The organism is Nonomuraea sp. NPDC052265 (assembly GCF_044547985.1).
In the GTDB taxonomy this organism is placed as follows: Bacteria; Actinomycetota; Actinomycetes; order Streptosporangiales; family Streptosporangiaceae; genus Nonomuraea.
In genome coordinates this window covers 581,905-606,739 of sequence record NZ_JBIUBJ010000002.1, presented here as the reverse complement: position 1 = coordinate 606,739, position 24,835 = coordinate 581,905, and the positions used below count along the sequence as shown (strand labels likewise).

Annotated in this window: 28 protein-coding genes; 12 read left to right on the top strand and 16 right to left on the bottom strand. The window is 72.2% G+C overall.

Features of this window, described 5'->3' with window-relative positions; all coding sequences use genetic code 11:
- Positions 1 to 95 precede the first annotated feature (95 nt).
- Positions 96 to 1,700 carry a Na+/H+ antiporter gene (locus ACIHAD_RS08020; RefSeq protein ID WP_397353597.1) on the bottom strand — a complete coding sequence of 535 codons (1,605 nt, stop codon included), beginning with the start codon at positions 1,698 to 1,700 and terminating at the stop codon, positions 96 to 98.
- 63 nt (positions 1,701 to 1,763) lie between these two features.
- Positions 1,764 to 2,780, bottom strand: coding sequence for a hypothetical protein (locus tag ACIHAD_RS08015; protein ID WP_397353596.1), 1,017 nt, complete (start codon positions 2,778 to 2,780; stop codon positions 1,764 to 1,766).
- A gap of 391 nt (positions 2,781 to 3,171) precedes the next feature.
- Here ACIHAD_RS08015 and ACIHAD_RS08010 point away from each other — a divergent pair, with 391 nt between their 5' ends.
- Positions 3,172 to 5,145, top strand: coding sequence for an ATP-dependent DNA helicase (locus ACIHAD_RS08010; RefSeq protein WP_397353594.1), 1,974 nt, complete (start codon positions 3,172 to 3,174; stop codon positions 5,143 to 5,145).
- 202 nt (positions 5,146 to 5,347) lie between these two features.
- Here the strand turns inward: ACIHAD_RS08010 and ACIHAD_RS08005 are convergent, their stop codons facing one another.
- The 6 genes from ACIHAD_RS08005 to ACIHAD_RS07980 are packed head-to-tail and all read right to left on the bottom strand — an operon-like array spanning position 5,348 to position 9,939.
- On the bottom strand, positions 5,348 to 6,100 hold the full coding sequence (locus ACIHAD_RS08005) for an SGNH/GDSL hydrolase family protein (protein WP_397353593.1): 753 nt from the start codon (positions 6,098 to 6,100) through the stop codon (positions 5,348 to 5,350).
- Complete coding sequence (gene aroQ, locus ACIHAD_RS08000) at positions 6,097 to 6,531, bottom strand: type II 3-dehydroquinate dehydratase (protein ID WP_357701330.1); 435 nt, start codon at positions 6,529 to 6,531, stop codon at positions 6,097 to 6,099. The genes ACIHAD_RS08005 and aroQ overlap by 4 nt, the downstream gene beginning before the upstream one ends.
- Positions 6,528 to 7,598, bottom strand: a complete 1,071-nt coding sequence (aroB, locus tag ACIHAD_RS07995; RefSeq protein ID WP_397353592.1) for a 3-dehydroquinate synthase — start codon at positions 7,596 to 7,598, stop codon at positions 6,528 to 6,530. The genes aroQ and aroB overlap by 4 nt, the downstream gene beginning before the upstream one ends.
- On the bottom strand, positions 7,595 to 8,095 hold the full coding sequence (locus ACIHAD_RS07990; protein WP_397353591.1) for a shikimate kinase: 501 nt from the start codon (positions 8,093 to 8,095) through the stop codon (positions 7,595 to 7,597). The genes aroB and ACIHAD_RS07990 overlap by 4 nt, the downstream gene beginning before the upstream one ends.
- A 37-nt stretch (positions 8,096 to 8,132) precedes the next feature.
- Positions 8,133 to 9,314: a chorismate synthase gene (gene aroC, locus ACIHAD_RS07985; RefSeq protein WP_397353590.1), complete on the bottom strand. Its 1,182-nt coding sequence runs from the start codon at positions 9,312 to 9,314 to the stop codon at positions 8,133 to 8,135.
- A gap of 43 nt (positions 9,315 to 9,357) precedes the next feature.
- The gene (locus ACIHAD_RS07980; protein ID WP_397353589.1) at positions 9,358 to 9,939 is read right to left on the bottom strand and encodes a prepilin peptidase; all 582 of its coding nucleotides are present in this window, start codon (positions 9,937 to 9,939) and stop codon (positions 9,358 to 9,360) included.
- Between the two features lie 267 nt (positions 9,940 to 10,206).
- Between ACIHAD_RS07980 and ACIHAD_RS07975 the strand changes: the two genes are divergently transcribed.
- Both ACIHAD_RS07975 and ACIHAD_RS07970 read left to right on the top strand, forming a co-directional pair.
- A complete protein-coding gene (locus ACIHAD_RS07975) occupies positions 10,207 to 10,590 on the top strand; it encodes a hypothetical protein (protein WP_397353588.1) in 384 nt (127 codons plus the stop codon).
- Between the two features lie 23 nt (positions 10,591 to 10,613).
- Complete coding sequence (locus ACIHAD_RS07970) at positions 10,614 to 10,994, top strand: hypothetical protein (RefSeq protein ID WP_397353587.1); 381 nt, start codon at positions 10,614 to 10,616, stop codon at positions 10,992 to 10,994.
- An 86-nt stretch (positions 10,995 to 11,080) separates the two neighbouring features.
- Here ACIHAD_RS07970 and ACIHAD_RS07965 read toward each other — a convergent pair whose 3' ends face one another.
- On the bottom strand, positions 11,081 to 11,617 hold the full coding sequence (locus ACIHAD_RS07965; RefSeq protein ID WP_397353586.1) for an SseB family protein: 537 nt from the start codon (positions 11,615 to 11,617) through the stop codon (positions 11,081 to 11,083).
- Positions 11,618 to 11,696: 79 nt separating this feature from the next.
- Here ACIHAD_RS07965 and ACIHAD_RS07960 point away from each other — a divergent pair, with 79 nt between their 5' ends.
- The gene (locus ACIHAD_RS07960) at positions 11,697 to 11,852 is read left to right on the top strand and encodes a hypothetical protein (protein WP_397353585.1); all 156 of its coding nucleotides are present in this window, start codon (positions 11,697 to 11,699) and stop codon (positions 11,850 to 11,852) included.
- On the opposite strand, the gene ACIHAD_RS07955 is transcribed toward ACIHAD_RS07960, so the two are convergent.
- Positions 11,849 to 12,946 carry a ring-opening amidohydrolase gene (locus ACIHAD_RS07955; RefSeq protein WP_397353584.1) on the bottom strand — a complete coding sequence of 366 codons (1,098 nt, stop codon included), beginning with the start codon at positions 12,944 to 12,946 and terminating at the stop codon, positions 11,849 to 11,851. The two genes, ACIHAD_RS07960 and ACIHAD_RS07955, sit on opposite strands and share 4 nt — an antisense overlap.
- A gap of 180 nt (positions 12,947 to 13,126) precedes the next feature.
- On the opposite strand from ACIHAD_RS07955, the gene ACIHAD_RS07950 reads away from it, so the two are divergent.
- Genes ACIHAD_RS07950 through ACIHAD_RS07940 form a run of 3 tightly spaced genes read left to right on the top strand, consistent with a single transcriptional unit; the run spans position 13,127 to position 15,656 of the window.
- Positions 13,127 to 13,795, top strand: coding sequence for an alpha/beta fold hydrolase (locus tag ACIHAD_RS07950; RefSeq protein ID WP_397353583.1), 669 nt, complete (start codon positions 13,127 to 13,129; stop codon positions 13,793 to 13,795).
- A 57-nt stretch (positions 13,796 to 13,852) separates the two neighbouring features.
- On the top strand, positions 13,853 to 14,536 hold the full coding sequence (locus ACIHAD_RS07945) for a TMEM175 family protein (protein ID WP_397353582.1): 684 nt from the start codon (positions 13,853 to 13,855) through the stop codon (positions 14,534 to 14,536).
- Positions 14,537 to 14,570: 34 nt separating this feature from the next.
- Complete coding sequence (locus ACIHAD_RS07940) at positions 14,571 to 15,656, top strand: aromatic acid exporter family protein (protein ID WP_397353581.1); 1,086 nt, start codon at positions 14,571 to 14,573, stop codon at positions 15,654 to 15,656.
- A 98-nt stretch (positions 15,657 to 15,754) separates the two neighbouring features.
- Here ACIHAD_RS07940 and ACIHAD_RS07935 read toward each other — a convergent pair whose 3' ends face one another.
- Positions 15,755 to 16,291 (bottom strand): carboxymuconolactone decarboxylase family protein, encoded by a 537-nt coding sequence (locus ACIHAD_RS07935; RefSeq protein WP_397353580.1) that lies wholly within the window; start codon positions 16,289 to 16,291, stop codon positions 15,755 to 15,757.
- The gene (locus ACIHAD_RS07930; RefSeq protein WP_357964755.1) at positions 16,288 to 16,839 is read right to left on the bottom strand and encodes a peroxiredoxin; all 552 of its coding nucleotides are present in this window, start codon (positions 16,837 to 16,839) and stop codon (positions 16,288 to 16,290) included. Before ACIHAD_RS07930 ends, ACIHAD_RS07935 begins: the two co-directional genes overlap by 4 nt.
- Positions 16,840 to 16,955: 116 nt before the next feature.
- Between ACIHAD_RS07930 and ACIHAD_RS07925 the strand changes: the two genes are divergently transcribed.
- Positions 16,956 to 17,879 (top strand): LysR substrate-binding domain-containing protein, encoded by a 924-nt coding sequence (locus tag ACIHAD_RS07925; RefSeq protein ID WP_397353579.1) that lies wholly within the window; start codon positions 16,956 to 16,958, stop codon positions 17,877 to 17,879.
- Here ACIHAD_RS07925 and ACIHAD_RS07920 read toward each other — a convergent pair.
- The 3 genes from ACIHAD_RS07920 to ACIHAD_RS07910 form a co-directional block, all read right to left on the bottom strand.
- Positions 17,869 to 18,243 carry a type II toxin-antitoxin system death-on-curing family toxin gene (locus ACIHAD_RS07920; protein WP_397353578.1) on the bottom strand — a complete coding sequence of 125 codons (375 nt, stop codon included), beginning with the start codon at positions 18,241 to 18,243 and terminating at the stop codon, positions 17,869 to 17,871. The two genes, ACIHAD_RS07925 and ACIHAD_RS07920, sit on opposite strands and share 11 nt — an antisense overlap.
- Positions 18,240 to 18,443, bottom strand: a complete 204-nt coding sequence (locus ACIHAD_RS07915; RefSeq protein WP_357964761.1) for a ribbon-helix-helix protein, CopG family — start codon at positions 18,441 to 18,443, stop codon at positions 18,240 to 18,242. Before ACIHAD_RS07915 ends, ACIHAD_RS07920 begins: the two co-directional genes overlap by 4 nt.
- A gap of 88 nt (positions 18,444 to 18,531) precedes the next feature.
- Complete coding sequence (locus tag ACIHAD_RS07910) at positions 18,532 to 19,548, bottom strand: aldo/keto reductase (RefSeq protein ID WP_397353577.1); 1,017 nt, start codon at positions 19,546 to 19,548, stop codon at positions 18,532 to 18,534.
- A gap of 131 nt (positions 19,549 to 19,679) precedes the next feature.
- Here ACIHAD_RS07910 and ACIHAD_RS07905 point away from each other — a divergent pair, with 131 nt between their 5' ends.
- A complete protein-coding gene (locus tag ACIHAD_RS07905) occupies positions 19,680 to 20,234 on the top strand; it encodes a helix-turn-helix domain-containing protein (RefSeq protein ID WP_397353575.1) in 555 nt (184 codons plus the stop codon).
- On the opposite strand, the gene ACIHAD_RS07900 is transcribed toward ACIHAD_RS07905, so the two are convergent.
- Positions 20,212 to 21,381 carry a pyridoxal phosphate-dependent aminotransferase gene (locus ACIHAD_RS07900; RefSeq protein WP_397353574.1) on the bottom strand — a complete coding sequence of 390 codons (1,170 nt, stop codon included), beginning with the start codon at positions 21,379 to 21,381 and terminating at the stop codon, positions 20,212 to 20,214. The genes ACIHAD_RS07905 and ACIHAD_RS07900 overlap by 23 nt on opposite strands.
- Before the next feature lie 25 nt (positions 21,382 to 21,406).
- On the opposite strand from ACIHAD_RS07900, the gene ACIHAD_RS07895 reads away from it, so the two are divergent.
- The 3 genes from ACIHAD_RS07895 to ACIHAD_RS07885 are packed head-to-tail and all read left to right on the top strand — an operon-like array spanning position 21,407 to position 24,832.
- Complete coding sequence (locus ACIHAD_RS07895) at positions 21,407 to 23,125, top strand: alpha/beta fold hydrolase (protein WP_397353573.1); 1,719 nt, start codon at positions 21,407 to 21,409, stop codon at positions 23,123 to 23,125.
- Positions 23,122 to 24,063 carry a DUF418 domain-containing protein gene (locus tag ACIHAD_RS07890; protein ID WP_397353572.1) on the top strand — a complete coding sequence of 314 codons (942 nt, stop codon included), beginning with the start codon at positions 23,122 to 23,124 and terminating at the stop codon, positions 24,061 to 24,063. Before ACIHAD_RS07895 ends, ACIHAD_RS07890 begins: the two co-directional genes overlap by 4 nt.
- Complete coding sequence (locus tag ACIHAD_RS07885; RefSeq protein ID WP_397353571.1) at positions 24,023 to 24,832, top strand: carbon-nitrogen hydrolase family protein; 810 nt, start codon at positions 24,023 to 24,025, stop codon at positions 24,830 to 24,832. Before ACIHAD_RS07890 ends, ACIHAD_RS07885 begins: the two co-directional genes overlap by 41 nt.
- The last annotated feature ends 3 nt before the right edge of the window (positions 24,833 to 24,835 follow it).

Genomic DNA, 24,835 nt, shown 5'->3' with positions numbered 1-24,835 from the left:
GGGGCAGCCCAAACAGCGCGCCTCAGGAGCCAACGCGCCTCAGGAGCCAACGCACCTCAGGAGCGGAGCGCCTCGGGGCTCGTGGGTTCTTGGGGTCAGCGTTCGAGGATGGCCTCTTCGAAGTCGAGTTGGGCCATCACCTCGCGCAGTACCTCGTCGTCGAGGCGGCGCTCGTCGCGGAGCCGGACGAACACCTCGCGCTCGGCCGTGAGCATGTCACGGCGCAGCCGCCGGTAGAGGCTGCTGGGGGTCTCGGCGCCGCCCTGGGCGGTGCCGCCGCCCAGGCGTTCCCACGCGGTCAGCGAGCGCCGCCACGACTTCTCCTTGAGCTGGTCGATGACCTGTTTCTTGATCTCGTCGGGCTCGCCCTCCTGCTCGACCATCCGTTCGAGCTCGGCCAGGCCCGCCTCCAGCGCGGCCTGCTGGGCGGCGGCCTCGGCCAGCGTGTCCTCGTAGCGCTCCTGGTCGCTCGACACACGCAGCTTCCTGATCAGCGCGGGGAACGTCATGCCCTGGATCAGCAGGGTGCCGATCACCGTGGTGAACGTCAGGAAGAGCAGCATGGCCCGGTCGCGGGCCGGGATCTCCGGCGGGATGGAGAAGGCCGCCGCCAGCGACACCACGCCGCGCATGCCGGCCCAGCCGAGGATCACCGTCTGCTGCGGGCTGGGCGACGCGCCCCGCCGTACGAGCTTGACCAGCGGGGTGAACGCGAACACCCACACGAACCTGGACACGATCGTCACCCCGAGCACCGCCAGCGCGTAGCCGGCCACCTGCCAGGGGCCGTAGCCCGTGATGCCCTTGACCACGGTCACGAGCTGCAGCCCGATGAGCGCGAAGACGATCGACTCCAGGAAGAAGTCGGTGACCTTCCACACGGCGTCGGACACCAGCCGGGTGCCGAACCCTCGCTGGTGCATGCGGTTGCCCAGGTAGAGGCCGACGACCACCACGGAGATCACGCCCGAGGCGTGCACCGGCTCGGGACCGAGCCCGGAGACGTGCACGGACTCGGCCGCGAGGTAGGCCGCGAACGGGATCAGCAACATCAGCGTGTTCTCGACCAGCGAGTCGCGGGTGTGCTGGAACACCCACGCGAACACGAACGCCAGCGCCAGCCCGATCGCCACCCCGCCCAGCGCCGCGAACAGGAACTGCGCCACGCCCTGGAGCAGGTCGATGCTGCCGCCCACGGCCGCCCCGATGGCAACCCGGTAGGCCGTCAGCGCCGTGGCGTCGTTGAACAGGCTCTCGCCGATGAGGATCGTCAGCGACCTGCGCGGCAGCCCGAGCCGCCGGCCCACGGCGACGGCCGCCACGGCGTCGGGCGGCGCGATGATCGCGCCGAGCGCGAAGGCGGCGGCGAGCGGGAGCTCCGGCAGCAGCAGGTGGACGACCAGCCCCACCACGGCCGTGGTGAACAGCACCAGGCCGATCGACAGCAGCGCCACGGCCCGTTTGACGTCACGCAGGCGCAGGTAGGAGCTGTCGAGCGCGGCCGAGTAGAGCAGCGGCGGCAGGAACACGAACAGCACCAGCTCGGGCTGCAGCGGCACCGACGGCACCAGTGGCGAGACCAGCAGCCCGGCCGCGACCAGCAACAGCGGGGCCGGCCAGCCCCGACGCCGCGCCACGGCCGCCACCGCGACCGCGCCACCGGCCATCAGCAGCAGTTGCAGGCCCATGGTCGGATTCAACGACGCTCCTCCAGCTCGCCCGGGTGGATGCCGAGAGCGTACCCGGCGGGCGGGAGGAGGGTGTCACCACTCCCGGCGGTCGTGCCCGTCGCCGTAGTCCTGCTGCTGGTCGGGGCGCAGGCGTTCGCCGGTCGAGAACAGGGGGTCCACGACGTAGGGACGGCCCATGTTCGGGTCGGGCGACTGCGGCGGGTACTCCTGACGGCCGAGCGCCAGCAGCGGGTCCACCGGGTTGGGCTGCGGGGACTGCTGCTGGTAGCCCTGGTAGGTGTCGGCCGCATGGTAGGAGTCCTGGACGGGCGCGGGATTGTGCCTGCGGCCCGCGCCGGGGATGCCGTGCATGGGGGTGCCGAGCCCGGCCGTGCTCTGCGGCTGGGGCTGGGGCTGGGAATGCGGTTGAGGCTGCGACTGGGACGGCGGCTGCTGGTAGGAGCCGTACGGGTCCGGGGGGTACTGCTGGGCCGGTGGGAAGGGCTCGGCGGCCTGGGACGGGAAGCCGAGCGGGTCGGTGCTCAGCGGCGACGAGCGGCGCCGGTCGCCGGGGAGCTGGTAGACGGGCTCGTTGGTGTCGACGTACTGGGGGCCGGTGAAGGGGTCGCCGGTGTACTGCGGGCCGCTCAGCGGGTCACCCGTGTACTGGGGGCCGCTGTAGGCGTCGCCGGTGTACTGCGGGCCGCTGAACGGGTCGCCGGTGTAGTGGGGGCCGCTGTGCGGGTCGCCGGGGTACTGGGCGGCGGGCTGCTCGACGTACTGGGGGCCGGTGAAGGGGATGCGCTCGCCGTACGACGGGGTCTCCCTGGGGCCCGTGGTCTCGCTGTAGGAGGCCACCAGCTTGTCCTGCGGCGCCGGGCCGCGCGCCACGAGCACGTCGCTGGGCGACAGCGACGCGGTGGGCCGCTCGTCGAGCGCGGGCTGCGGAGGCTGCTGCTGGGCGTGCTGGGCCGGCCGGTGGTACGTACCGGTGCCCGGCATGACCTCGGTGCCCGGATCGGCCGCGGGCACGGCGGGCTGCTCGCCCGTGGCCTCGGCGTAGCCGTCGTCGAGCGTGTCGAGCAGCCTGCCGACGTCCTCCATCGGCATGCGGAAGCTCGCTGTGCACATCTCCCCTCGCCACAGGCTGAGGACGAGTGTGCCCTCATGCCACGTGACCCGGAGGCACCGCTCCTGACCTCGTGCATCGAAGAAGACTTCGCCGAACGACGGCAACGGGACAACTTCCGACATGGCAGACATACTGCTTTAACCAGCCTTTATTCGTCCACTCAACCCCGGAAAACCCTACCTAAACGCTCTCACCATCGAGACCGTAAACCCCACCGATCACGCCAGCAAGATCTTCCTGACCAGTTGGAGTTCCGTTCGACAGTGTGCCACGCGAGCCTCGCGACGGGCCCGTGAACGCCGGGATGCGCATGGCCGACCACAGTGCGTCCGGCGCGTCGGCCCAGGATTGCGGGTACCGTTGACGACCGTGCCGGACTCCCATCTCCCGTCAGTGGACGAACTGCTCAGCATCGCGGTCGGCGCTCTCGGAGGGAGCGAACGGCAGGGCCAGATGACCATGGTCAAGGCCGTCCAGAAGGCCATCGACGACGAGGAGCACCTGGCCGTCCAGGCGGGCACGGGCACCGGCAAGTCGCTGGCGTACCTGGTGCCCTCGATCCGGCACGCCATGGACAGCGACACCCCCGTCGTGATCTCCACGGCCACCATCGCGCTGCAGCGCCAGCTCGTCGACCGCGACCTGCCCCGGCTGTCGGAGGCGCTGGGCAAGGAGCTGCCGCACGAGCCGACGTTCGCCATCCTCAAGGGCCGGCGCAACTACCTGTGCCGCTACAAGGCGACGGCGGGCTGGCCCGAGGAGGACGAGCAGGACCAGCTCTTCGACCCGCGCGAGGTGAGCGCGACCGGCCGCATGGTGCAGCGCATCCAGGAGTGGGCCGACGAGACCGAGACGGGCGACCGCGACGAGCTGGTGCCCGGGGTCAGCGAGCAGGCCTGGCGGCAGTTCTCGGTGAGCGCGCAGGAGTGCCTGGGCGCCACGCGCTGCCCGAGCGGCCCCGAGTGCTTCGCCGAGCTGGCCAGGGCGCGCGCGGGCGAGGTCGACGTCGTGGTGACCAACCACGCGCTGCTGGCCATCGACGCCATGGGCGACCTGCCGGTGCTGCCCGAGCACGAGGTCGTGGTCGTCGACGAGGCCCACGAGCTGGTCGACCGGGTGACCTCGGTGGTGACCGGCGAGCTGTCGGAGGCGTCGGTGCTGCTGGCCGTGCGCCGAGTCGGCCGGCTGATCGAGCAGCCGCTCGCCGACCAGCTCATGGAGGCGGGCGAAGACCTCAAGGCGCTGCTGGCCGCCGCGCCCCCCGGCCGCATCGACGAGCTGCCGCAGGTGCTCGGGCTCACGCTGCAGCTCATCCGCGACACGGCCTGGCGCTGCATCACCGCCATGGGCCCGCGCAACGCCGACAAGGACGACCCCGACAAGGCGGGCCAGCGCAAGGCCGCCTTCACCGCGCTCGACGAGGTGCACGACACCGCCGTCCGCATGCTCGACGCCTACGGCCACGCCTCCGAGGCCGACCGCGCCGAGGTGGTCTGGCTCGACGGCGCCACCGACCGCCGTCCGCCCATGCTGCGGGTGGCGCCGCTGAGCGTGAGCGGCATGCTGCGCGACCGGCTGTTCGGCGAGCGCACGGTGGTGCTCACCTCCGCCACGCTCGCCCTCGGCGGCACGTTCGAGGGGCTGGCCGCGCAGTGGGGGCTGGGCGACAGCAAGCGCTGGCAGGGCATCGACGTCGGCTCGCCGTTCGACCACCCGCGCGCCGGCATCCTCTACGTCGCCAAACACCTCCCCCAGCCGGGCCGCGACGGGCTGCCGGAGCAGTATCTCGACGAGATCACCGAGCTGATCGAGGCGGCCGGCGGACGCACGCTGGGGCTGTTCTCCTCGATGCGCGCCGCCAAGGCCGCCACGGAGGCGCTGCGCGGGCGGCTCGACGTGCCGCTGCTGTGCCAGGGTGACGACTCGACCATGCTGCTGGTCAAGCAGTTCGCCGAGGACGAGCCGACCTGCCTGTTCGGCACGTTGTCGCTGTGGCAGGGGGTCGACGTCCCCGGGCCGTCGCTGCGGCTGGTCATCATCGACCGGGTGCCGTTCCCGCGTCCCGACGACCCGCTCACCTCGGCCCGCCAGCGGCACGTGGCGGCGCGCGGCGGCAACGGGTTCATGGCGGTGGCCGCCAACCACGCGGCCCTGCTGCTGGCCCAGGGCACCGGCCGGCTGCTGCGCGCCCAGAACGACAAGGGCGTCATCGCGGTCCTCGACCCGCGCCTGGCCACGGCCCGTTACAGCGGTTTCCTCCTGGGCTCGCTGCCGCCCTTCTGGCGCACCACCGACCCGGCCGTCCCCCGCGCCGCCCTCAAGCGCCTTTCGACCGAGTCCTGACCTTTCCAGCGGGCCGCCGAGGGCCACGGAGAAGGGCAGGGCGGGCTCGCGTCGCGGCGGCCCGCCGGTGAAGGGTCAGCGGGCGTTTCCTGGAAGGCCCCCGGCCGAAGTGCGGCGGGTGGCCCGACCAGGCGAAGCCGTAAGGAAAAGGCCCCGACCAGGCGAAGCCGTAAGGGAAAGGCTCCGGCCAGGTGGCGAGAAGCTAGAACGGGGTGAGGTCGGGACGCTTCGGCGTGAGGCCGTCACCCGAGGAGGTGCCGCGCAGGCGGCGGGACATCCACGGCATCAGGTGCTCGCGGATCCACTGGGCGTCCTCGCGGCGCCGCGCCCGCGGGTCGACCATCCGCTCCGGCCAGTCCTTGCGCCAGTCGTCGAACGGCACCCCCAGCACGTCGAGCACGCGGGCGGCCACCAGCCGATGCCCGTCCTCGTTCATGTGCAGACGGTCGGCGCTCCAGGCCCGCCAGTCGCGCAGCCCCTGCATCGACCACTGGTCGACCAGGCGGCACCCGTAGAGGTCGGCGATGGAGCGGATGTGCAGGTAGAAGATGGCGAAGCGACCGCGCAGCCGCCGCATCAGCGGCGTGTCGCGCGGGTCGACCCCGGTGAACAGCAACACGTCCGCGCCCCCGGCCCGCAGGTCGCGCACCGCGCGGGCCAGGCGCTTGGCCATCACGTCGGGGTCGCTGCCCGGCCGCAGCAGGTCGTTGCCGCCCGCGCAGAAGCTCACCAGGTCGGGGCCCATCTCGATGGCCCGCGGCACCTGCTCGGTGATGATCTGGTCGAGCAGTTTGCCGCGGACGGCCAGGTTCGCATAGCGGAACGCCGGGTCGTCCGCGGCGAGCCGTTCGGCGACCCGGTCGGCCCAGCCGCGGTAGTGCCCGTCGGGGCCTGGATCATTCAGTCCTTCCGTGAAACTGTCCCCGAGGGCGACGAAGGACTTGTATTGCCTCATGAGCTGCTGTTCATCTCCGCGATAGCGTGTAGCGCCAGGACGTAGGACTGTAGTCCGAATCCGGCGATCGTGCCCGTCGCCACCCCGGCGACGACCGAGGTGTGGCGAAACTCTTCCCTCGCCGCGGGGTTGCTGATGTGCACCTCGACGAGCGGGGCGGTGCGCTGGGCGATGGCGTCGCGCACGGCGTAGGAGTAGTGGGTGAAGGCGGCCGGGTTGAGCACGACGGGGATGCGGCCGTCGGCGGCCTCGTGCAGCCAGCCGATCAGCTCGGCCTCGTCGTCGGTCTGGCGCACCTCGACGTGCTCGCCGAGCTTGCGGCCGGTGTCGCGGCACAGCTCGGCGAGGTCCTCAAGCGTCTCGGCCCCGTAGACGTCGGGCTCGCGGGTGCCGAGCCTGCTCAGGTTGGGGCCGTTGAGCACGAGGATCATCGCGCGATCTCCTTGTAGGCGGCTTCGAGCAGCTCTTCGGCGGGGTCTTCGAGGCGGCCGGGCCTGGCCAGGTCGTCGAGGACGACGAAGCGCTGCTTGGCGCCCCGGTTCTTCTTGTCCAGCCGCATGTGGTCGCGCAGCCGCGGCCAGGCATCGGCGTGGTAGGAGATCGGCAGGCCGACCGAGGTGAGGATCGCGCGGGTGCGGCCCACCAGGTCGGCGCGGCCGGACAGCCGGGACAGCTCGGCGGCGTAGACCATGCCGATGGCCACCGCCTCGCCGTGGCGGATCGTGTAGTGCTCGTCGCGCTCGATGGCGTGGGCCAGCGTGTGGCCGTAGTTGAGGATCTCGCGCAGGCCCTGCTCGCGCAGGTCGGTGCCCACGACGTGGGCCTTGACGCGGATCTTGCGCTCGATCAGCTCGCGGGTGTGGGGGCCGTCGGGCCTGGTGGCGCCCTCGGGGTCGGACTCGACGAGCGCGAGGATCTGCGGATCGGCGATGAAGCCGCCCTTGATGACCTCGGCCAGCCCCGCCACGTAGTCGGCCTTCGGCATGCCGGGCAGCACGGCCAGGTCGCAGAGCACCCCGGCGGGCGGCAGGAACGTGCCCACCAGGTTCTTGCCCTCGGGGGTGTCGATGCCGTTCTTGCCGCCGACGGCGGCGTCGACCATGGCCAGCAGCGTCGTCGGCGCGAGCACGACCTGCACGCCGCGCAGCCAGGTGCCGGCCACGAACCCGGCCAGGTCGGTCGTCGCGCCCCCGCCCACGCCCACGACGGCGTCGGAGCGGGTCAGGCCGTGGCGGCCGAGCGCGGACCACAGGCCGGCGGCCACCTCGGGCGTCTTGCACGCCTCGCCGTCGGGGATGGGCAGGTCGGCCACCTCGTAGCCGGCCTCGGCCAGGGCCGCGAGGACCGGGCGGGACAGCTCGGGCAGGCCCTGCGGGCGGACGACGGCGACCGTGCGCACGCCCGGCCTGAGCAGGCCCGGCAGCTCGGCCTGCACGCCGCTGCCCACCACGACGTCGTAGGGGCTGTCGCCGGGTACGGGGATCCGCGTCGCGGTCATGCCGGCAGGCCCTCCAGGATCTCGTCGGCGAGCTCGCCCGGGTCGCGCTTGTCGGTGTCGACCGTGACGACGGCCAGGCGCTCGTAGACCGGCCGCCGCTCCTCCATCAGCTTCTTGAGCCGGCTGCGCGGGTTGAGCACGAGCAGCGGCCTGGCCGAGGCGAGCCCGACCCGCTGGACCGCGTCGGCCAGGCCCACCTGGAGGTAGATCACGTGGTGACCGGCGAGCAGGGCCTGGGTCTCCTCGTTGAGCACGGCGCCGCCGCCGAGCGACAGGACGCCGTCGTGCTCGGCCAGGGCGCGGCGCACGGCCTCGTGCTCCAGCTCGCGGAAGCGGGCCTCGCCGTCCTCGACGAAGATGTCGGGGACCGGCTTGCCGGCCACGGCCTCGACGTCGGCGTCGGTGTCGCGGAAGCCGACGCCCAGCCGCTCGGCGAGCAGCCGCCCGAGCGTGGTCTTGCCGGATCCGGGCGGGCCGATGAGCACGGCTCTGGTCACTGGTCGCTCACCCCTTCTCGTTCGCCCCGCGAGGCCGTCACTTGATCACCATCGAGGAGAGGTAGCCGGACAGGTTGCGGGCGACCTCCTCCACCGAGTCGCCGCCGAACTTCTCCAGGGCGGCGTCGGCCAGCACCAGCGCGACCATGGCCTCGGCCACGATGCCCGCGGCCGGGACGGCGCACACGTCGGAGCGCTCGTGGTGGGCCTTGGCGGCCTCGCCGGTCTTGACGTCGATCGTGGCCAGGGCCCTCGGCACGGTGGAGATGGGCTTCATGGCGGCGCTGACCCGCAGGACCTCGCCGTTGGTCATGCCGCCCTCGACGCCGCCCGCGCGGTTGGTGACCCGCTTGACGCCGTTCTCGGCGGTGTACTCGATCTCGTCGTGGGCGCGCGAGCCGGGCCGCCGGGCGGTCTCGAAGCCGTCGCCGACCGCGACACCCTTGATCGCCTGGATGCCCATGAGGGCCGCGGCGAGCCGGGAGTCGAGCCTGCGGTCCCAGTGGGTGTAGCTGCCCAGGCCGGGCGGCAGGCCGTAGGCGAGCACCTCGACGACGCCGCCGAGCGTGTCGCCGTCTTTGTGGGCCTGGTCGATCACGGTGACCATGGCGGCGCTGCCCTCGGCGTCGGAGCAGCGGACCGGGTCTTCGTCGATCCTGGCCAGGTCGCCGGGGCCGGGCAGGACCTCGGCGGGGCTCTGCGCGCCGCCGATGGAGGTGACGTGGCTGAGGATGTCGACGCCGAGCGCCTGCTTCAGGAAGCGCCTGGCGACCTCGCCGAGCGCGACGCGGGCGGCGGTCTCGCGGGCGCTGGCCCGGTCGAGCACCTGGCGGGCGTCGTCGAAGCCGTACTTCTGCATGCCGGCCAGGTCGGCGTGGCCGGGGCGGGGACGGGACCGCGGCGCGTTGCGGGCCAGGCCCTCCAGCTCGGCCGGGTCGACCGGGTCGGCCGACATGACCTTCTCCCACTTGGGCCACTCGGTGTTGCCCACGCGGACGGCGATCGGGCTGCCCATGGTGCGGCCGTGGCGCACGCCGCCGGCGATCGTCACCTGGTCCTGCTCGAACTTCATCCGCGCGCCGCGGCCGTAGCCGAGCCTGCGGCGGCGCAGGGCCTCGTCGATCGCGGCGGTGGTCACCTCGACCCCGGCGGGCAGTCCTTCGAGGATGGCAACGAGTTCGGGGCCGTGGGACTCTCCGGCCGTCAACCAGCGCAACATGACTCCAAGTCTTCCACGTGCCGCCGGGTGGGATGGCCGTCGTTCACCAGCCGAGACAGAGCACCACAAAAGCGCCGAGCAGCATGAACGGCCCGAAAGGGAACTGGGTGTGCCGGTCGCCCCGCCGGGTGAGCAGCAGCGCGACCGCGTACAGCGCGCCGAGCACCTGTCCGGCGAACGCCGCGGCCACCCACGCCTGCCAGCTCATCGCCGCCGCCGCCATGCCGATGAGCCCGGCCAGCTTGACGTCGCCGAGCCCCATCGCGTCGGGCCGGGCGAACCACAGCAGGCCGTAGACGGCCGCCAGCGCCGCCGCGCCGAGCAGCGCGCGCGGCAGCTCCCCGGTGGGCAGCAGGGTCAGTGCGATGATCGGGTACGCGGGCAGCGTGATCGCGTCCGGCAGCAGGGTGGTGCGCCAGTCGATGACCGCCAGCGCCGTGCCGGCCAGCGCGAGACCGGCGTACGGCGGCCCGGCGAGCCAGGCGGTCAGGGCCGTCACGGCGGCGGTCAGCAGTTCCACGCCGGGCGGCCACGACGGCGGGGGCGCGAGGTCGTCGTAGGAGTCGGCCAGGGACCTGACCTGGCGTCCGGCGACCAGACCGAGCAGCGCCATCAGTGCGACCACGAGCAGACCCTAATGCGGCGGCCCGGCGGCCGTCCCGGGATCGCGCCGGGCGGCCCGGGTATGGCGCGCGCCAAGAGCCAAGCCTCGCCCCGGCGGGCCTTCGCGTTCGGGCCGGGGGGCCGCGACGCACGCCGGCGGTCATGGGTTCGGGGGCGATCTCCCAAGGAACTTTGATCGTCCGGGCCGGGGTGGCACGCGGCTCGGAGGGTCGTCAGGAACTTACTTTCTGTCGTGGCCCCCCCGGAAGAGTGACCGAGAGGAAGACCCATGTTCCGTGGCATCCTGGCCGGCGGCCTCGCGCTGAGCGCCGCAAGCCTCATCATGACCGGCCCCGCCGCGTACGCCGACCTGCAGGCCCCGTACGCGCGGGCCGCGGCGATCGTCGACGCGGACGGCGAGCTGAACAACGGCAAGAACATCCTCAAGACGTGGCGGGCCTCCACCGGCCGCTACTGCGTGATGGTCGACAAGCACGTCACCACGTCCACCGCGGTGATCCAGATCACCCCGCGGGCGCCCCGCCGCCTGCCGTTCATCGCGTACCGCAGCCCGTCGGCGACCTGCCACGAGACCAACACCATCACCGTCGGCGTCTACGACACCAGCACCGGCCGGCTCGCCGACGGCGGCTTCGACCTGACCATCTCCTGACCGAGAACCGAGGGAGCACCCAGATGAACATCATCAGGCGCGCCGCCGTCGCGGCGCTCGCCGCGGCGGCCGTCCTGACGCCGGCGGCGGCGCACGCGGACACCCCGTACGCCCAGGCCTCCGCCACCGTCGGGCCGGACGGCTCGGTGACCGAGAGCAAGAACGTCGAGGAGGTCAAGCGCCTGTTCCGCGGGACCTACTGCGTGATCCTCGGCGAGGACGTCGACTACGACGGCGACGTGGTGATCCACGTGACGCCGACGGGCCGGGCCGTCTACCCGCGCTCGCTGTCGGTGCAGCGCCAGGCGGCGATCTGCGGCGGCCACTACCGGGCGGTCGCCGTCTACAGCCAGCTCGCCAACGGCGTGGGGGCCGACACCGGGTTCTACCTGACCGTCTCCTGAGAGACGTCCCGCGGACGCCCCCGGCCGGTGACCGACACCGGCCGGGGGCGTCGGCGCGTCCAGCCGCTCGCGCGGTGGACCGGCGTTCAGCCGCTCCTGCGGGAGAACCAGCGGCGGCGGGGCGGGGCGGGCTCCATCCTGGCGACGGTGACGCCGCTGAGCCGGTCGACCGTGCCGGACTCGACCGCGGCCAGCGCCCGCAGCACCTCGCCCTCGATCACGAACTGCACCGGCCCGGCCACGTCGACCACGACCGCCGCGGCCTCCTCGTGCACGGCCGCCCGGCAGACCTGGAGCGTGCCGGTCTGGATGGGCCGGGCGTCCTCGCGCCACCTGGTCAGCGCGTCGGTGCCGGTGAAGGCGAGCACCGCGTGCCTGCCGTCGGCGCCGACGAGCTTGGGCAGCGCCATCTCGCTCTCCTTCTCCTGACGCAGCCCGTGCTCGCCGACCTCGGACTCGGTCAGCAGGGCGACCACCGGCACCAGCAGCCGCGCGCCGCTCAGGGCGGCCAGCACGTCGGCGGGGCCGCACGTGCCCGCCTCGTAGGCGGCCAGGGCGGCGGCCACGGCGGGGGCGGCGCTGCCGTCGTCGTCGGGGTCGAGTGGCTGTGGGATGGTCGGCACAGCGAATGAGACTACCCGCGGGTGCCGGCGCCCCGGTTCCCGGCGTGGTTCTGTCGGTGCGGGCTGGTAGACAGATGCGGTGCGGATCTCGCGACTTCCTCTCGACGAGCAGACCGCGGCCGTGCGGGCCGTCCTGGAGACCGACCCGGTGCTCGTGCGGGTGCTCGGCGGGGCCAAGGCGGCGCGCTGCGCCGAGACCTGGCCCGAGCTGACCGTGCTGCCCTGGCCTAGCTAGGGCTCGCCGAGGTCCGCGATGGCCGCGACCGGCCCGCCGCCCGAGGGCCCCTGGTGCACGGCGGCCACCGAGACGAAGACCGCGGGGTCGCCGGTGACCGAGGCCGCCACCCCGCCGACGGCCGCCTTGATCTGCCGGTGCCAGTGCACGTCGGAGTCGTCCAGCATGATGTTGCGCCGCCCGCGCACCCGTCCGGACGGGTCGGCCTCGCACTTCATGAACACGTTGACCAGCCGTCCGCCGAGGTCGGAGGGGTGGGGGCGGTCCGGCAGCGACAGCCCGGCGTCCTTGATGGCCGCCCAGATGCCGTCGGCGTCGAGCGCGTCCTTCATGACGCTGTGCCCGATGCGGTAGCGCCCGCCGATGCCGCGCACGTTCCCCACCAGCACGATCTGCGCCCGGTCCAGCTCCACCCCCGACGAGCACGAGGCCACCGACGAGTACAGCGACAGGTCCTTGTGGATCTGGTCGGCGGCCGGCATGTCGATCTCGCCGAGCGCGACCGCGATGCCGAGCGCGGTGGTGGAGTTGGACAGGTCCATCGACGGGCCGGTCTCCTCGATGGCGGTGTCCTGGCCGCGGCTCCTGGCCTCGGTGATGGTGGCCAGGGTGAGCAGCGGCGTCTTGGTCTGCACGTAGTGGACGTCGCGCGGGTCGTCGATGCCGGCGATCTTCATGGCCTCCCGCACCCCGGCGGCCACCTTCTCCACCATCGCCGGGCGGCCGATGTCCTCGGGCAGGATCACCTCGCTCATCGCCACGCCCACCGACAGGCGCGGCTCGTCGCTCGCCGGCGCGTCCGCCGTGGTGGCGAAGACGGTGGCGTGCGGGCTGAGGACGCCGTCGGTGCCGCCCGACCACACCAGCGGCACGCTCTCGGGGGCCGGGTGGCCGTGTTCGGCCAGGACCTCGCGGAAGGCGCGGTCGGCCAGGATGCGCGTGTAGTCGTTGACGCCGCCGTTGCCCTCGGTCTTGCCGATCACCGCGAGCACCCGGTGCGCCTCGATCACCCCGTCCGCGATGAGCCGTGACAGCCCGGAGGCGTCGGTCACGCTCTCGATCGGCACCTTTCGCACTTCAATCGGGTCCGGCATGCGTTGCCCCTTCTCCAGTACCGGCTTCCCCACCGTCGCGACGCTAGCCGAGCGGCCCGGCGGGGTTCATGGGCAATGTCTGCCCATGAACGGCCGCCACGATGTCAAGGTGCGCCGGCCTCTCAAGCTCTCGGCGGAACCACGAAGCTCACAAAAGCACCGAAGGTAGTGTTCCCGGATGTGATTCGCGAAGCCCACGTCAACGGCATCAAGCTCGTCTACCGCGAGGAGGGCGACCCCGCCGCTCCCCCGCTGGTCCTCGTCCACGGCAGGACCGCGAACCACAACGACTGGAACGGCATCACCCAGCACTTCGCCGCCCGCCACCACGTCCTCGCCCCCGACCTGCGGGGCCACGGGGCCAGCGACCGTCCGGGCGAGTACGCGGTGAGCACGATGGCCGAGGACGTCGTGGCACTCCTCGACCACCTGGGCCTCGACCGCGTCCGGCTGGTCGGGCACTCGCTGGGCGGCATGGTGTCCTACCACGTGGCCATGCGCCATCCCGGGCGCGTCGAGCGGCTGGTGCTGGAGGACGTCACGGCGCCGTACCCGATCGAGGGGCGGCAGCCCCTGGTCGAGGACGGCTCCACCGCCTTCGACTGGCGGATGATGCACCAGACCGAGCCGTACATCGTCGATCCCGACCCGGCGCTGGCCGCCGAGCTGGGCAGGATCACGGCGCCCACGCTGGTGCTGTCGGGCGGGAGGCTGAGCCCGTTCGACGCCCCCGCGCTGGCCCGCCTGATCCCCGGGGCCGAGCTGATCACGATCGAGGCCGGGCACCTCGTCCACGCCACCGAACGGGCCGCCTTCCTGGACGCGGTGGACGCCTTCCTGGACAGGTGAGCCCCGGACGTCCGCAGCTCTATGCTGGTCACCCCCCACGATTCACGGAGATCCGCTGTGTCCAGCCCCCCACCGGCCGCCCCCCGTCCCGGCATGACCCCGGAGCGGGTCGGGATGTTCAGCGACGCGGTGTTCGCGATCGCGATCACGCTGCTCGTCCTGGAGATCCCCCGTCCGGAGGAGGCGCAGTTCGGCGACCTCGCGGGCTTCCTGGCCGAGCGCCAGGGGTCGTTCATGGCGTTCGCGCTGGCCTTCCTCATGCTCTGGTTCAGCTGGCGGGCCCATCACACGCTCTTCGACCAGCTCCACCGGGTCACGCAGCCCGTCCTGCTGCTGCACGTGCCGCTGCTGCTGTTCTCGGCGTTCCTGCCGTACACGATGAACCTGTGGAGCGAGATGTCCTCCTTCCACGGCGGCGGCGAGGCGTCCAAGGGGCTGGCGCTGGCGCTGTTCGCGGGCACCGAGGCGATCCTGATGTTCTGCCAGGGCGCGCTGTTCACGCTGGCGCTCGTGCAGGGGCTGCTGAACGGCAACGCCGGCAGGCGGCGCATGGGCACCTCGGCCTGGGTGTACTGGGGCTGCGGCGTGTTGTGGGCGGTCAGCGCCGTGCTGGCCTTCGGCGTGGGCGAGGACTCCACGTACCTGTGGATGGCCACGCCGGTCGTGGTCGCGATCATCGTGCTCGTCCGGAGGCGGCTCGCTCCCGGCGCGGTTCAGCCGGATGTTAAGGGGCGAACGTGACCCCAATGTCACAAAGATCCGCCAAGGTGGAAAGGTGCGAACGAGGCTCAGCGATCACGTAAGGGAACGACTGGGCACGTTCGGCCTCATGGCGCCCTCCATCGTGCAGTGCGCGGTGGGCTCGGCGCTGGCCTGGATCGTCGCCGTCGACCTGCTCGGGCACACCCGGCCGTTCTTCGCGCCGATCTCCGTGCTGATCTGCGTCGGCGTGGGGCTCGGCCAGCGGCTGCGGCGCGTGGCCGAGCTGGTGGTCGGCGTGAGCCTCGGCGTCGGCGTCGGCGACCTGCTGGTGTCGTGGATCGGCTCGGGGCCCTGGCAGCTCGCGCTGGTCGTCGGGCTGGCCATGGCCGTGGCGCTGCTGCTCAACGGCGGGGCGCTGTTCGTCGCGCAGGCGGGGTCCTCGGCGGTGCTGGTGGCCACGCTGCTGCCCGGCGAGAACGCCGGCGGCCTCGACCGCATGGCCGACGCCCTCACCGGGGGCGTCATCGGCGTCGCGGCGGTCGCGCTGATGCCCGCCAGCCCGTTCACGATCGCGGCCAAGCATCTGTCCGGGGTGCTGGACGCGCTGTCCACCGTCCTGGAGCAGGCGGCGGAGTCGATCGAGAAGCGGGACGTCGATCTGGCCGCCGAGGCGCTGGAGGAGGCGCGGACGACCCAGGCGGCCGTCGAGGAGTTCGCGATGGCGCTGGAGACCAGCAAGGAGATCACCATGATCTCGCCGCTGCACTGGCACCGCCGGGCCGCCCTGGCCCGGTACGAGACCGCCGCCGTACCCGTCGACCTGGCGCTGCGCAACGCCCGGGTGCTGGTCCGCCGCACGCTGGCGGCGCTGGGCGAGGCGAGCCCGCCGCCCACGGCGCTGGCCGAGGCGATGCGGGAGGTCTCGGAGGCGGCGCTGCTGCTGCAACTGGAGCTGGCCGCCGGACGCGATCCCCTGCTGGCGCGGCAGGCGCTGCTCGCGGTGGCCGGCCGGGAACGGCCCGAGCGGCTGGGCTTCTCCGCGCACGTCATCATCGCGCAACTGCGTTCGATCGCGGTCGACCTGCTGCAGGCCACGGGCCTGGAACACGAGGAGGCCAGCCAGGCGCTCACCCCGCTCGACGAGCCCCAGGCCGGCTAGGTCCCTTCCCGGGCACGTCGAAGGCGGGCCCTCCGGACAGGCGCACGTCGAAGGCGGGCGCCCGGACGGGCGCCCGCCTTCGACGGCTCGCGAGGAGGTCAGACCGCCAGGAGCGCGGCCTCGGCCTCCAGGGTCGCGGCGGTGGCGTTGATCACGGCGGCCACCCGCAGCGCCTCCTGGACCTGCTCACGCGGCATGCCCGCGCCCCGCAGCACCTGCTCGTGCGACTCCAGGCAGCGGCCGCAGCCGTTGACCGCGGAGACCGCCAGGCACCACAGCTCGAAGTCCGTCTTGTCCACGCCCGGGTTGCCGATCACGGACATCCGGAGCCTGGCCGGCAGCGTCGCGTACGTCTCGTCGCCGATCAGGTGGGTGGCGCGGTAGTAGACGTTGTTCATCGCCATGATCGACGCGGCCGCCTTGGCGGCGGTGAACGCCTCGGCCGACAGGTGGTCGGCGGCGTCCCGCGAGAGCTCGGCGATGACCCGCGCCGACCTGGTGGCCAGGGCGCACGCCAGGACGGCGCCCCAGAGCTGCTGGTCGGTCAGCGACGAGGTGGTCGTGACCGAGCCCAGGTTGAGCCTGGTGTCCTTGGCGTAGTCGGGCAGGAGCGACTTCAGGTTGTCGACGCTCACTGGGCCAGCAGCTTCTGGGCGTCGAGGCCGGCCTCGCCCTTGTTCCAGTTGCACGGGCACAGCTCGTCGGACTGCAGGGCGTCGAGGACCCGCAGGACCTCCTTGACGTTGCGGCCCACGGAACCGGCGGTCACCATCGAGAACTGGATCTCGTTGTTCTGGTCGACGATGAACGTGGCGCGCTGGGCGACGCCGTCCTGGCCGAGCACGCCGCAGGCCTGCGACAGCTCGCGCTTGATGTCGCTCAGCATCGGGAAGGGCAGGTCGCGCAGGTCCTCGTGGTTCTTGCGCCAGGCGTGGTGCACGAACTCGGAGTCGATCGAGACGCCGAGCACCTGGGCGTCACGGTCGGCGAACTCGCCGTTGAGACGGCCGAACTCGGCGATCTCGGTCGGGCAGACGAACGTGAAGTCCTTCGGCCAGAAGAACACCACGCGCCACTTGCCCTCGTAGGTCTTGTGGTTGATCTCAGCGAACGCCTTGTCGGGGTCGAGGTCGACACAGGCCGTGAGTTCGTACTCGGGGAAGCGGTCACCGACGGTGAGCAAGTTCCTACTCCTTCGGAGGAAGTGCGGGTCAGGGCACCTACGTTGCCGCACCTACCATTGATTCGAGAAATCGAGCAGTCGTACCAATCTGAGAGGTGATTCCTATCAGTGAGCCCATGCCCACCCTGGCTCAGCTGCGTTCCTTCCTCGCCGTGGCCGAGCATCTCCACTTCAGGGAGGCGGCGACGGCACTGAAGATGAGCCAACCCACCTTGTCCGGAAATGTCGCCTCATTGGAGGAGATATTGGACACACAGCTCCTTGAGCGGACCACCCGGAAGGTGCTGCTCACCCCCGCCGGCGAGCGCGTGGCCGAGCACGCCTGGCGGGTGCTGGCCTCCGTGGAGGACCTGATGGGCGAGGCCGCCCAGAACCGCGAGCCGTTCAGCGGCCCGGCCCACCTCGGCGTGATCCCCACCGTGGCGCCGTACGTGCTGCCCGCGCTGCTGCCCATGTTCGCCCAGCGCTTCCCGCACCTGAAGCTGACCATCCACGAGGCCAAGACGGAGACGATCCTGGAGGAGGTCCGCGAGGGGCGGCTCGACCTGGTCCTGCTCGCCCTGCCGACGGACCTGGGCGGCCTGGTGGAATCGCCGCTCTACGAGGAGGAGTTCCTGCTGGCCCTCCCCCACGACCACCCGCTGGCCGCCGACCCCGCCCCGCTCGACCGCGACGCCCTCAAGGGCCTGGACATCGTCCTGCTCAACCAGGGCCACTGCCTGCGCGAACAGGCCATCGACGTGTGCCGCGAGGTGGGCGCGCGGGCCACCGCGACCACGTACGCGACCAGCCTGCCGACGCTGGTGCAACTCGTGGCGGGCGGCCTGGGCGTGACGCTGCTGCCGGAGTCGGCCGTTCCGGTGGAGACCGGCAAGCGGGTACGCCTGGCCCTGCGCCGCTTCGCCGCCCCCGCCCCGGGCCGCACGATCGGCCTGGCCTACCGCGCCTCCTCGGCCCGCGTGACCGAGTACGCCCAGCTCGCCAAGGCCATCCGCACCGCCATCCGCCAACGCCGCCTCCCGGTCAAGCTCACCTCATGAACGCACGCAGCGCCCCGGCGATCTCCACCACGTCGTCGAGCTTGCCGGAGGCGACGGCGACGACCAGGTCGTAGGCGTCGTCGTCGGCCGGATCGAGCTCGATCCCGTTCTTCGCGAGGAAGACGTAGGTCGTGAGCCAGCCCGCGCGCTTGTTCCCGTCGACGAGCGGATGGTTGGTGACGATCGAATGAAGGAGGGCCGCGGCCTTGGTCATCAGGTCGGGATAGGCGTCATGCCCGAACAGCGAGGTCCGCGGCCGCAGGAGCGCGGCCTCCAGGAGCCCGAGGTCGCGCACCTGAACGGGGCCGCCCACCGCGACACGGGCGATGCGGAGCCCTTGTTCGAGGCTGACGTGGCGGATCACTCGCCCAGCCTGCGCAACAGGTCCGCGAATCGCTTGGCGCCCTTCTCCGCCAGAGCGTCGGTGATCTCGTCGTCAGAGGCGCGCTCCAGGTATTCCTCGATCGCACGCAGCACGATCTGCTGCATGCTGCGCCCCTCCGACTCGGCGCGCTTGCGGAGAGCCTCGGTCTGTTCGTCGTTCAGGCGAAGGGTCATGGCCATGCCCTCATCGTAAGTCGGAGACGGTATCACGGCGATACCACAACGAGCACTTTACTCTCCGGGACCTTCCGGTTACGCCGTTTCGGGGTCAGCGGGGGACGAGGTGGAAGAAGGAGCCGTCGGAGGGGGTGAGGGTGGGGTCGGAGAGGTCGTCCAGGCGAGCGGTCGCGTCGGGCGGGAGGGTGAGGTCGAAGGCGGCCAGGTTCTCCCCTAGCTGCCGCACCGAACGCGGCCCGAGCAGCACCGACGTGACACCCGGACGGCCCGCGACCCAGGCCAGGGCGACCGCGGCGGGGTCTGCGCCCAGGTCGGACGCGACCTCGGCCAGCCCCTCGGCGACGGCCAGGTTGCGGTCGTTGAGCAGCGACTGCGCCCAGCGGGTCGCGCCGGGCATCGCGGCGCCGAGCAGGCGGCCCATGCGGCTGTCCGGGTCGGGGATCTCGCCGCGCCGGTAGCGGCCGGTCAGGACGCCGCCGCCGAGCGCGCCGTACACGACCGCGCCGAGGCCGAAGCGGGCGCAGGCGGGCAGGATCTCGGCCTCGACGACCCGCTGGATCAGCGAGTACTGCGGCTGCAGGCTCACGAACGGCGTCCCGCCCACCCGCTCGGCGGCCCACTGCGCCTCGACGAGCTGGGCGGCGGTGAAGTTGGAGCAGCCGAGGTAGCGCACCTTGCCCGAGCGTACGAAGCCGTCGAGGGTGGCCATCGTCTCCTCGATCGGCGTGCCCGGGTCCCACTGGTGGCACTGGTACAGGTCGATGTAGTCGGTGCCGAGGCGGCGCAGGCTGGCCTCCAGGGCGCGGGTGAGGTGCCGCCTGGACAGGCCGCGTCCCTCCGGGCCGACCGGCATGGCGCCCTTGGTGGCCAGCACGACCCACTCGCGCCTGCCTCGCAGCGCCCGGCCGACGATCTCCTCGGTCTCGCCCCGGTGGTAGAGGTCGGCGGTGTCGACGAAGTTGCCGCCCGCGTCGAGGTAGGCGTCGATGACGCGGCCCGCCTCGGCCTCGTCGCCCGCGGCCAGGCCGTGCTCGGTGCCGAAGTTCATGGTGCCGAGGCACGCGCGGGAGACGCGCAGCCCCGAACGCCCCAAGGTCTGGAAGTCCACGAAAGCCCCCTAGAATCGGAATGACCGTTCCGCTTGTAATGCCGGGAACGATACGGAACAACGGTTCCGGATGTCAACGCGAGGATGTCAACGCGAGGATGTCGATGAGGATGTCGATACGAGGAGGACCCATGCGTGCCGACGCCCGGCGCAACCGCGCCCGCGTGCTGGAGGCGGCCGAGGTCGTGCTGGCCCGCGACGGGCTCGACGCCTCGATGCGCGAGATCGCCACGCTGGCCGGCGTGGGCGTGGGGACGATCTACCGCCAGTTCCCCACCAAGGAGGCCCTCTACCAGGCGATCGTGACCGACCGGCAGGAGCGGCTGGCCGAGATGGCCGAGGAACTGGCCGGCGCCGCCGACGCCGGAGCGGCCTTCTTCGAGTTCTTCGACCGCATCGTGGCCCACTCGACGGTCAAGAGGATCCTGGTGGACGCCCTGGCCAGCGCCGGCATCGACGCCAAGGCGGGCGCGCCCGACATCAAGGGCGCGATCAGCGCGCTGCTGGTGCGCGCGCAGGAGGCCGGGGCGGTGCGGGAGGACGTGGGCATGGCGGAGCTGCTCGCCCTGCTCAGCGCCGCCTGCCTGGCGGCGCAGCACAACAACTGGAGCGACGACCTGCGGGCCAGGACCCTGGCCGTGATGTTCGACGGCCTGCGCCGGGCTACCCCTGAGACAGGCGCTTGAGCCGGGTCACCGCCTCGTCGATGACCTCCTCCTTCTTGCAGAACGCGAACCGGACGAAGTGGCCGCCGCGCTCGGGGTGCTCGTAGAAGACCTGCGTGGGGATGGCCACCACCCCGGCCAGCTCGGCCAGGCGGCGGGTGAACTCCAGGCCGTCGGTGAAGCCCAGCGGCCGGATGTCGGTCTGCACGAAGTACGTGCCCGCCGGCCTGAGCACCTCGAACCCCGCCGCGGCCAGCCCGTCCATCAGCCGGTCGCGCTTGTCCTGGAGCCCGGCGCGCAGCGCGGCCACCCACTCCAGCTCGGTGCGCAGCCCGTACGCCACCGCGAGTTGCCAGGGCGCGCTCGCGGTGAAGGTGAGGAACTGCTTGACCGTCGAGACCGCCCGTACCAGCTCGGGCGGCGCGCACACCCAGCCGGTCTTCCAGCCCGTGACCGAGAACGTCTTGCCCGCCGAGGAGATCATGACCGTGCGCTCGCGCATGCCGGGCAGCGTGGCCAGCGGCACGTGCTCGACGCCGTCGTAGGTGAGGTGCTCGTAGACCTCGTCGGTGATCGCGATCAGGCCGTGCTCCTGGCACAGCTCGGCGATGACCGTCAGCTCGTCCCTGGTGAAGACCGTCCCCGTCGGGTTGTGCGGCGAGTTGACCAGGATCGCCCGGGTGCGCGGCGTGACGGCCGCGCGCAGCTCGTCGGGGTCGAAGGTGAAGCGGCCGTCCACCGGCCGCAGCGTCACGGCCGCGAGCCTGGCCTGGGCCAGCGCGATCGAGGCCGCGTAGGAGTCGTAGTACGGCTCGAAGGCGATCACCTCGTCACCCGGCTCGCACAGCGCCAGCACGCTCGCCGCGATGGCCTCGGTGGCGCCCACGGTGACCAGCACCTCGCCCGCGGGGTCGTAGTCGAGCCGGTAGTGGGCCATCCGGTGCTCCGAGACCGCCTGCCGGAGCTCCAGCACCCCCGGCCCCGGCGGGTACTGGTTGGCACCCGAGGTGATCGCCTGCACCGCGCGGTCGAGCATGGCGGCCGGGCCGTCGGTGTCGGGGAAGCCCTGTCCGAGGTTGATGGCCCCGGTCTGCACGGCGAGCGCGCTCATCTCGGCGAAAATCGTCGTGCCGAAGGCGCGCATCCTGGAAACAAGTGGTTCCGTCACGCCCCCACACTATTAGTCTCGTCTCGTGATCTTCCGGGTCGTGCTAGCCCTCGCCCTGAGCGTTCCCCTCGTCACGCGTGACACGCCGCCTCCCGTCGAGGCCGCGCCCTGTCCGGTCGCCATGCCCGAGCACACCGTCTGCGGCTTCCTGACGGCACCCGAGCGCCGCGACACGCCGGGGCGGACGGTCAAGGTCGGGTACGCCGTCCACACCTCGACGTCCCCCGACCGCCGTCCGGACCCGATCGTGTACATGGGCGGCGGGCCCGCGTCGTCGTCGCTCCAGCTCACCGGGTTCCTGAGCCAGATGTTCCCCGACCGCGACGTGGTGACGATCGAGCAACGCGGCGGGAAGTACTCCCGTCCGGTGCTGAGCTGCCCCGAGACGGCCGAGGCGATGCTCGGACGGCTGCGCAGGCCACCCGCCGACGTCGCCGCGGCGGCCCGGCGCTGCCGCGCCCGCCTCCAGGAGCAGGGCATCGACCTGCGCGGCTACAACACCAAGGAGATCGTCGCCGACGTGGTCGCCTTACGCCAGGCGCTCGGCTACCCGTCCTGGAACCTGTTCGGCGTCAGCTACTCCACCCGCGTCATGACGGACGCCGCCGCGGCCGACCCGGAAGGCGTGCGGGCGGTCGTGCTGGACTCGTTCCTGCCCGAGGCCGTGGCCTGGTACGACGACGCCGACCGCAACCTGCGCGACACCGTGGCCGCGCTCGGCGCGGGCGACGCGTTCGACCGGGTGGTGTCCAGGCTCAACCGCTCCCCCGCACGGGTGCCGACCACCGATCCGCTGCTCGGCCGGCCGTTCACGGCCACGATGTCCGGCGACGACGTGGCCACGGTCCTCGCCGAGGCGCTGCACGAGGCGAACGTGTCGGCCGTCGCGCCCGCGCTGGTCGGCGGCCTGGCCGAGGGGCACGACGAGCTGCTGCGGCCGCTGGCCGACGCGGTGGGCCAGGGGCTGGTGTCGCACGAGTTCGGGCTGTACCACGCGGTGCAGTGCCAGGACGAGGTGCCGTTCAACGCCTTCACCACCAGATCCCGACTTTTCACGGTAAATGTGGACAAAGCGGTGTGTGATGCTTGGCAGCTCCCCAGATCCACCCCCGTGAACGCCGTCCCCAAGGCCCCCGTCTACGTCGTCGGCGGCGAGCAGGATCCCACCACCCCCGCGCGGACCGCCGGACCGGCCGCCAGGGCCATCCCCGGCGCCCGCTTCGAGACGTTCCGCGGCAGCCACGCCGTCTTCCTCACCAGCGCGTGCGCCAGGAAGCGCATCGCCGGGTTCGTCGAGGCCCCCGACCGCGCCTGGCCGAGGCCCTGCGGGGCCGACCCGGCCCAGCCGCCCACGCTGCGGCTGGCCGACACGCACGTCACCGGCGCGCCGTACCGGATCTCGCAGGCCCCCTGGCTGGCCGCGCCCTTCGGGCTGTTCGTGCTCGTCTCGCTCGCCCAGCTCGTCGCCGGCGCGCTGCGCGGCCTGTCGGTTACCGCCTACGCGGGGCTGGCCGGCGTGGCGTTCGCCGGGCTGACCGGCCAGGCCGTCTACGGGATGGCCGGCAGGAACGAGACGGCCCTGGCCGTCGGCGTCCCGGGCACGATCGGCCTGTACACGTGGATCGCGGCGGCCTCGGCCGTGCTGAGCGTCGCGGCCCTGTTCCACACACGGCGCTGGCCGCACATCGTGGCGGCGGTCGCCGGCGCCGGATTCCTCGTATGGTGGTTCATCTGGTTCCTGTGACGCGCATCCGAGAGCTGGACGCCCTCCGCGGCTTCGCGGTGGGCGGCATCATGCTGGTCAACACCTGGCAGCACGCGAGCCACGTGCCGTACACCGGCATCGACCGCACGATCGAGGCCCTGTTCCAGAGCCGCTTCTACCCGATCTTCTCGCTGCTGTTCGGGATCAGCTTCGTGCTGTTCCTCGACCGCTCGAAGAGCCGCTGGGCGCTGGCGCGCCGGCTGGCCTGGCTGGCCGGCTTCGGCCTGCTCCAGCACACCTTCTACGAGGGCGAGGTGCTGACCGACTACGCCCTCTACGGCCTGGTGGTGCTGCTGCCCGCCTCGTTCCTGCCGGGCGGCGTGCCGGTGCTGGCCCTGGGCCTGGCGGCGACCGGCTGGGCGACCTGGCACGGCGCGGGCCCGACGCTCATCCCGGGCCTGTTCCTGGTCGGCATGGGGCTGATGCGGCTGCGCCCGCCGCGGAGCCTGCTGGCGCCGCTGTTCGCGGGCTCGGCGGTGACGTCCTTGGTGCTGACGGCCACCTGGGCGGGCGTCGCCGACGTGCCGGGGGCGGGCGACTGGACCGTCTACAGCGTGGCCGCGCTGGCCGGGGCGACGGCGTACACCAGCGGGCTGCTGCTGGTGCTGCGGCCGTGGTTGTCGGCCCTGCTGGAGCCGCTGGGCAGGATGGCGCTGACCAACTACGTCACGGGCACGGCGGTGATCGCGCTGTGCACGGTCCCGCTGAAGACCGGCACCACCCGCTGGCCGGTGCTCGCGGTGGCGCTGACGACCGTGGTGGCGCAGACGTTGCTCAGCGGCTGGTGGCTCACCAGATTTCGGTACGGCCCCCTTGAGTGGATCTGGCGGTGCCTGACCTGGTTTCGACTGGTGCCCAACCGGTTAGAGTCGGGCCGTGACCACAATCGCCCTCTGCCAGATTCCGGTCTCTCCTGACCCCTCCACCAACCTCAAGAGGGCCAGGGAGGCGCTCGCCCGCGCCGAGGGGGCCGACCTGGCGATCTTCCCCGAGGCCACCCTCACCCGGTACGGCAGGCGTGTCACCGAGCTGGCAGAGCCGCTCGACGGGCCGTTCGTGTCGGGGCTGTCGGAGGCGGCCCGCGCCCACGGCCTGGCGGTGATCGCCGGGGTGTTCGAGCCGGGCGAGGGCCCGGCCGGCGCCAAGGTGCACAACACGGCCGTGGCGATCGACGCGGACGGCGCGGTCAGGGCCGCGTACCGGAAGATCCACCTGTTCGACTCCTTCGGCTCCAAGGAGTCCGACATGGTGGCGCCGGGCGCCGAGCCGACCGTGGTCGAGCTGGCCGGGCTGCGCGTCGGGCTGGTCACCTGTTACGACATCCGCTTCCCCGAGCTGACCAGGGCGCTGGTCGACAAGGGCGCCGACCTGTTCGCGGTGATCGCCGCCTGGGGGTCGGGCCCGCTGAAGGAGGACCATTGGGTCACGCTGGTCCGCGCACGGGCCCTGGAGAACACGATGTGGACCGCCGCCGTCGGCCAGGCGCCCAACCCGGAGGAGTCGAAGGACGGGTTCGGCGTGGGCCGCAGCATGCTGGTCGACCCGCTCGGGGTGGTACGGGCCGACCTCGGCACCGGTCCGGGGGTCCAGCTCGTACACCTCGACACCGAATGGACGGCGACCGCCAGGGCCATCCTCCCGTGTCTGGATCACCGGGTGCTCAAGGGTCAACCGACCGTAAAGTAGAGC

Coding starts and splice junctions, on each gene's coding strand:
- aroQ (WP_357701330.1), bottom strand. CDS start 6,531: ATGATCCTCGTGCTCAACGGCCCCAACCTGAGCAGGCTCGGCACCCGC.
- ACIHAD_RS07955 (WP_397353584.1), bottom strand. CDS start 12,946: ATGCCGGACCCGATTGAAGTGCGAAAGGTGCCGATCGAGAGCGTGACC.
- ACIHAD_RS07905 (WP_397353575.1), top strand. CDS start 19,680: ATGCGTGCCGACGCCCGGCGCAACCGCGCCCGCGTGCTGGAGGCGGCC.
- ACIHAD_RS08005 (WP_397353593.1), bottom strand. CDS start 6,100: ATGAGGCAATACAAGTCCTTCGTCGCCCTCGGGGACAGTTTCACGGAA.
- ACIHAD_RS07970 (WP_397353587.1), top strand. CDS start 10,614: ATGAACATCATCAGGCGCGCCGCCGTCGCGGCGCTCGCCGCGGCGGCC.
- ACIHAD_RS07925 (WP_397353579.1), top strand. CDS start 16,956: ATGCCCACCCTGGCTCAGCTGCGTTCCTTCCTCGCCGTGGCCGAGCAT.
- aroB (WP_397353592.1), bottom strand. CDS start 7,598: ATGACCGCGACGCGGATCCCCGTACCCGGCGACAGCCCCTACGACGTC.
- ACIHAD_RS07975 (WP_397353588.1), top strand. CDS start 10,207: ATGTTCCGTGGCATCCTGGCCGGCGGCCTCGCGCTGAGCGCCGCAAGC.
- aroC (WP_397353590.1), bottom strand. CDS start 9,314: ATGTTGCGCTGGTTGACGGCCGGAGAGTCCCACGGCCCCGAACTCGTT.
- ACIHAD_RS07915 (WP_357964761.1), bottom strand. CDS start 18,443: ATGGCCATGACCCTTCGCCTGAACGACGAACAGACCGAGGCTCTCCGC.
- ACIHAD_RS08015 (WP_397353596.1), bottom strand. CDS start 2,780: ATGCCGATGGAGGACGTCGGCAGGCTGCTCGACACGCTCGACGACGGC.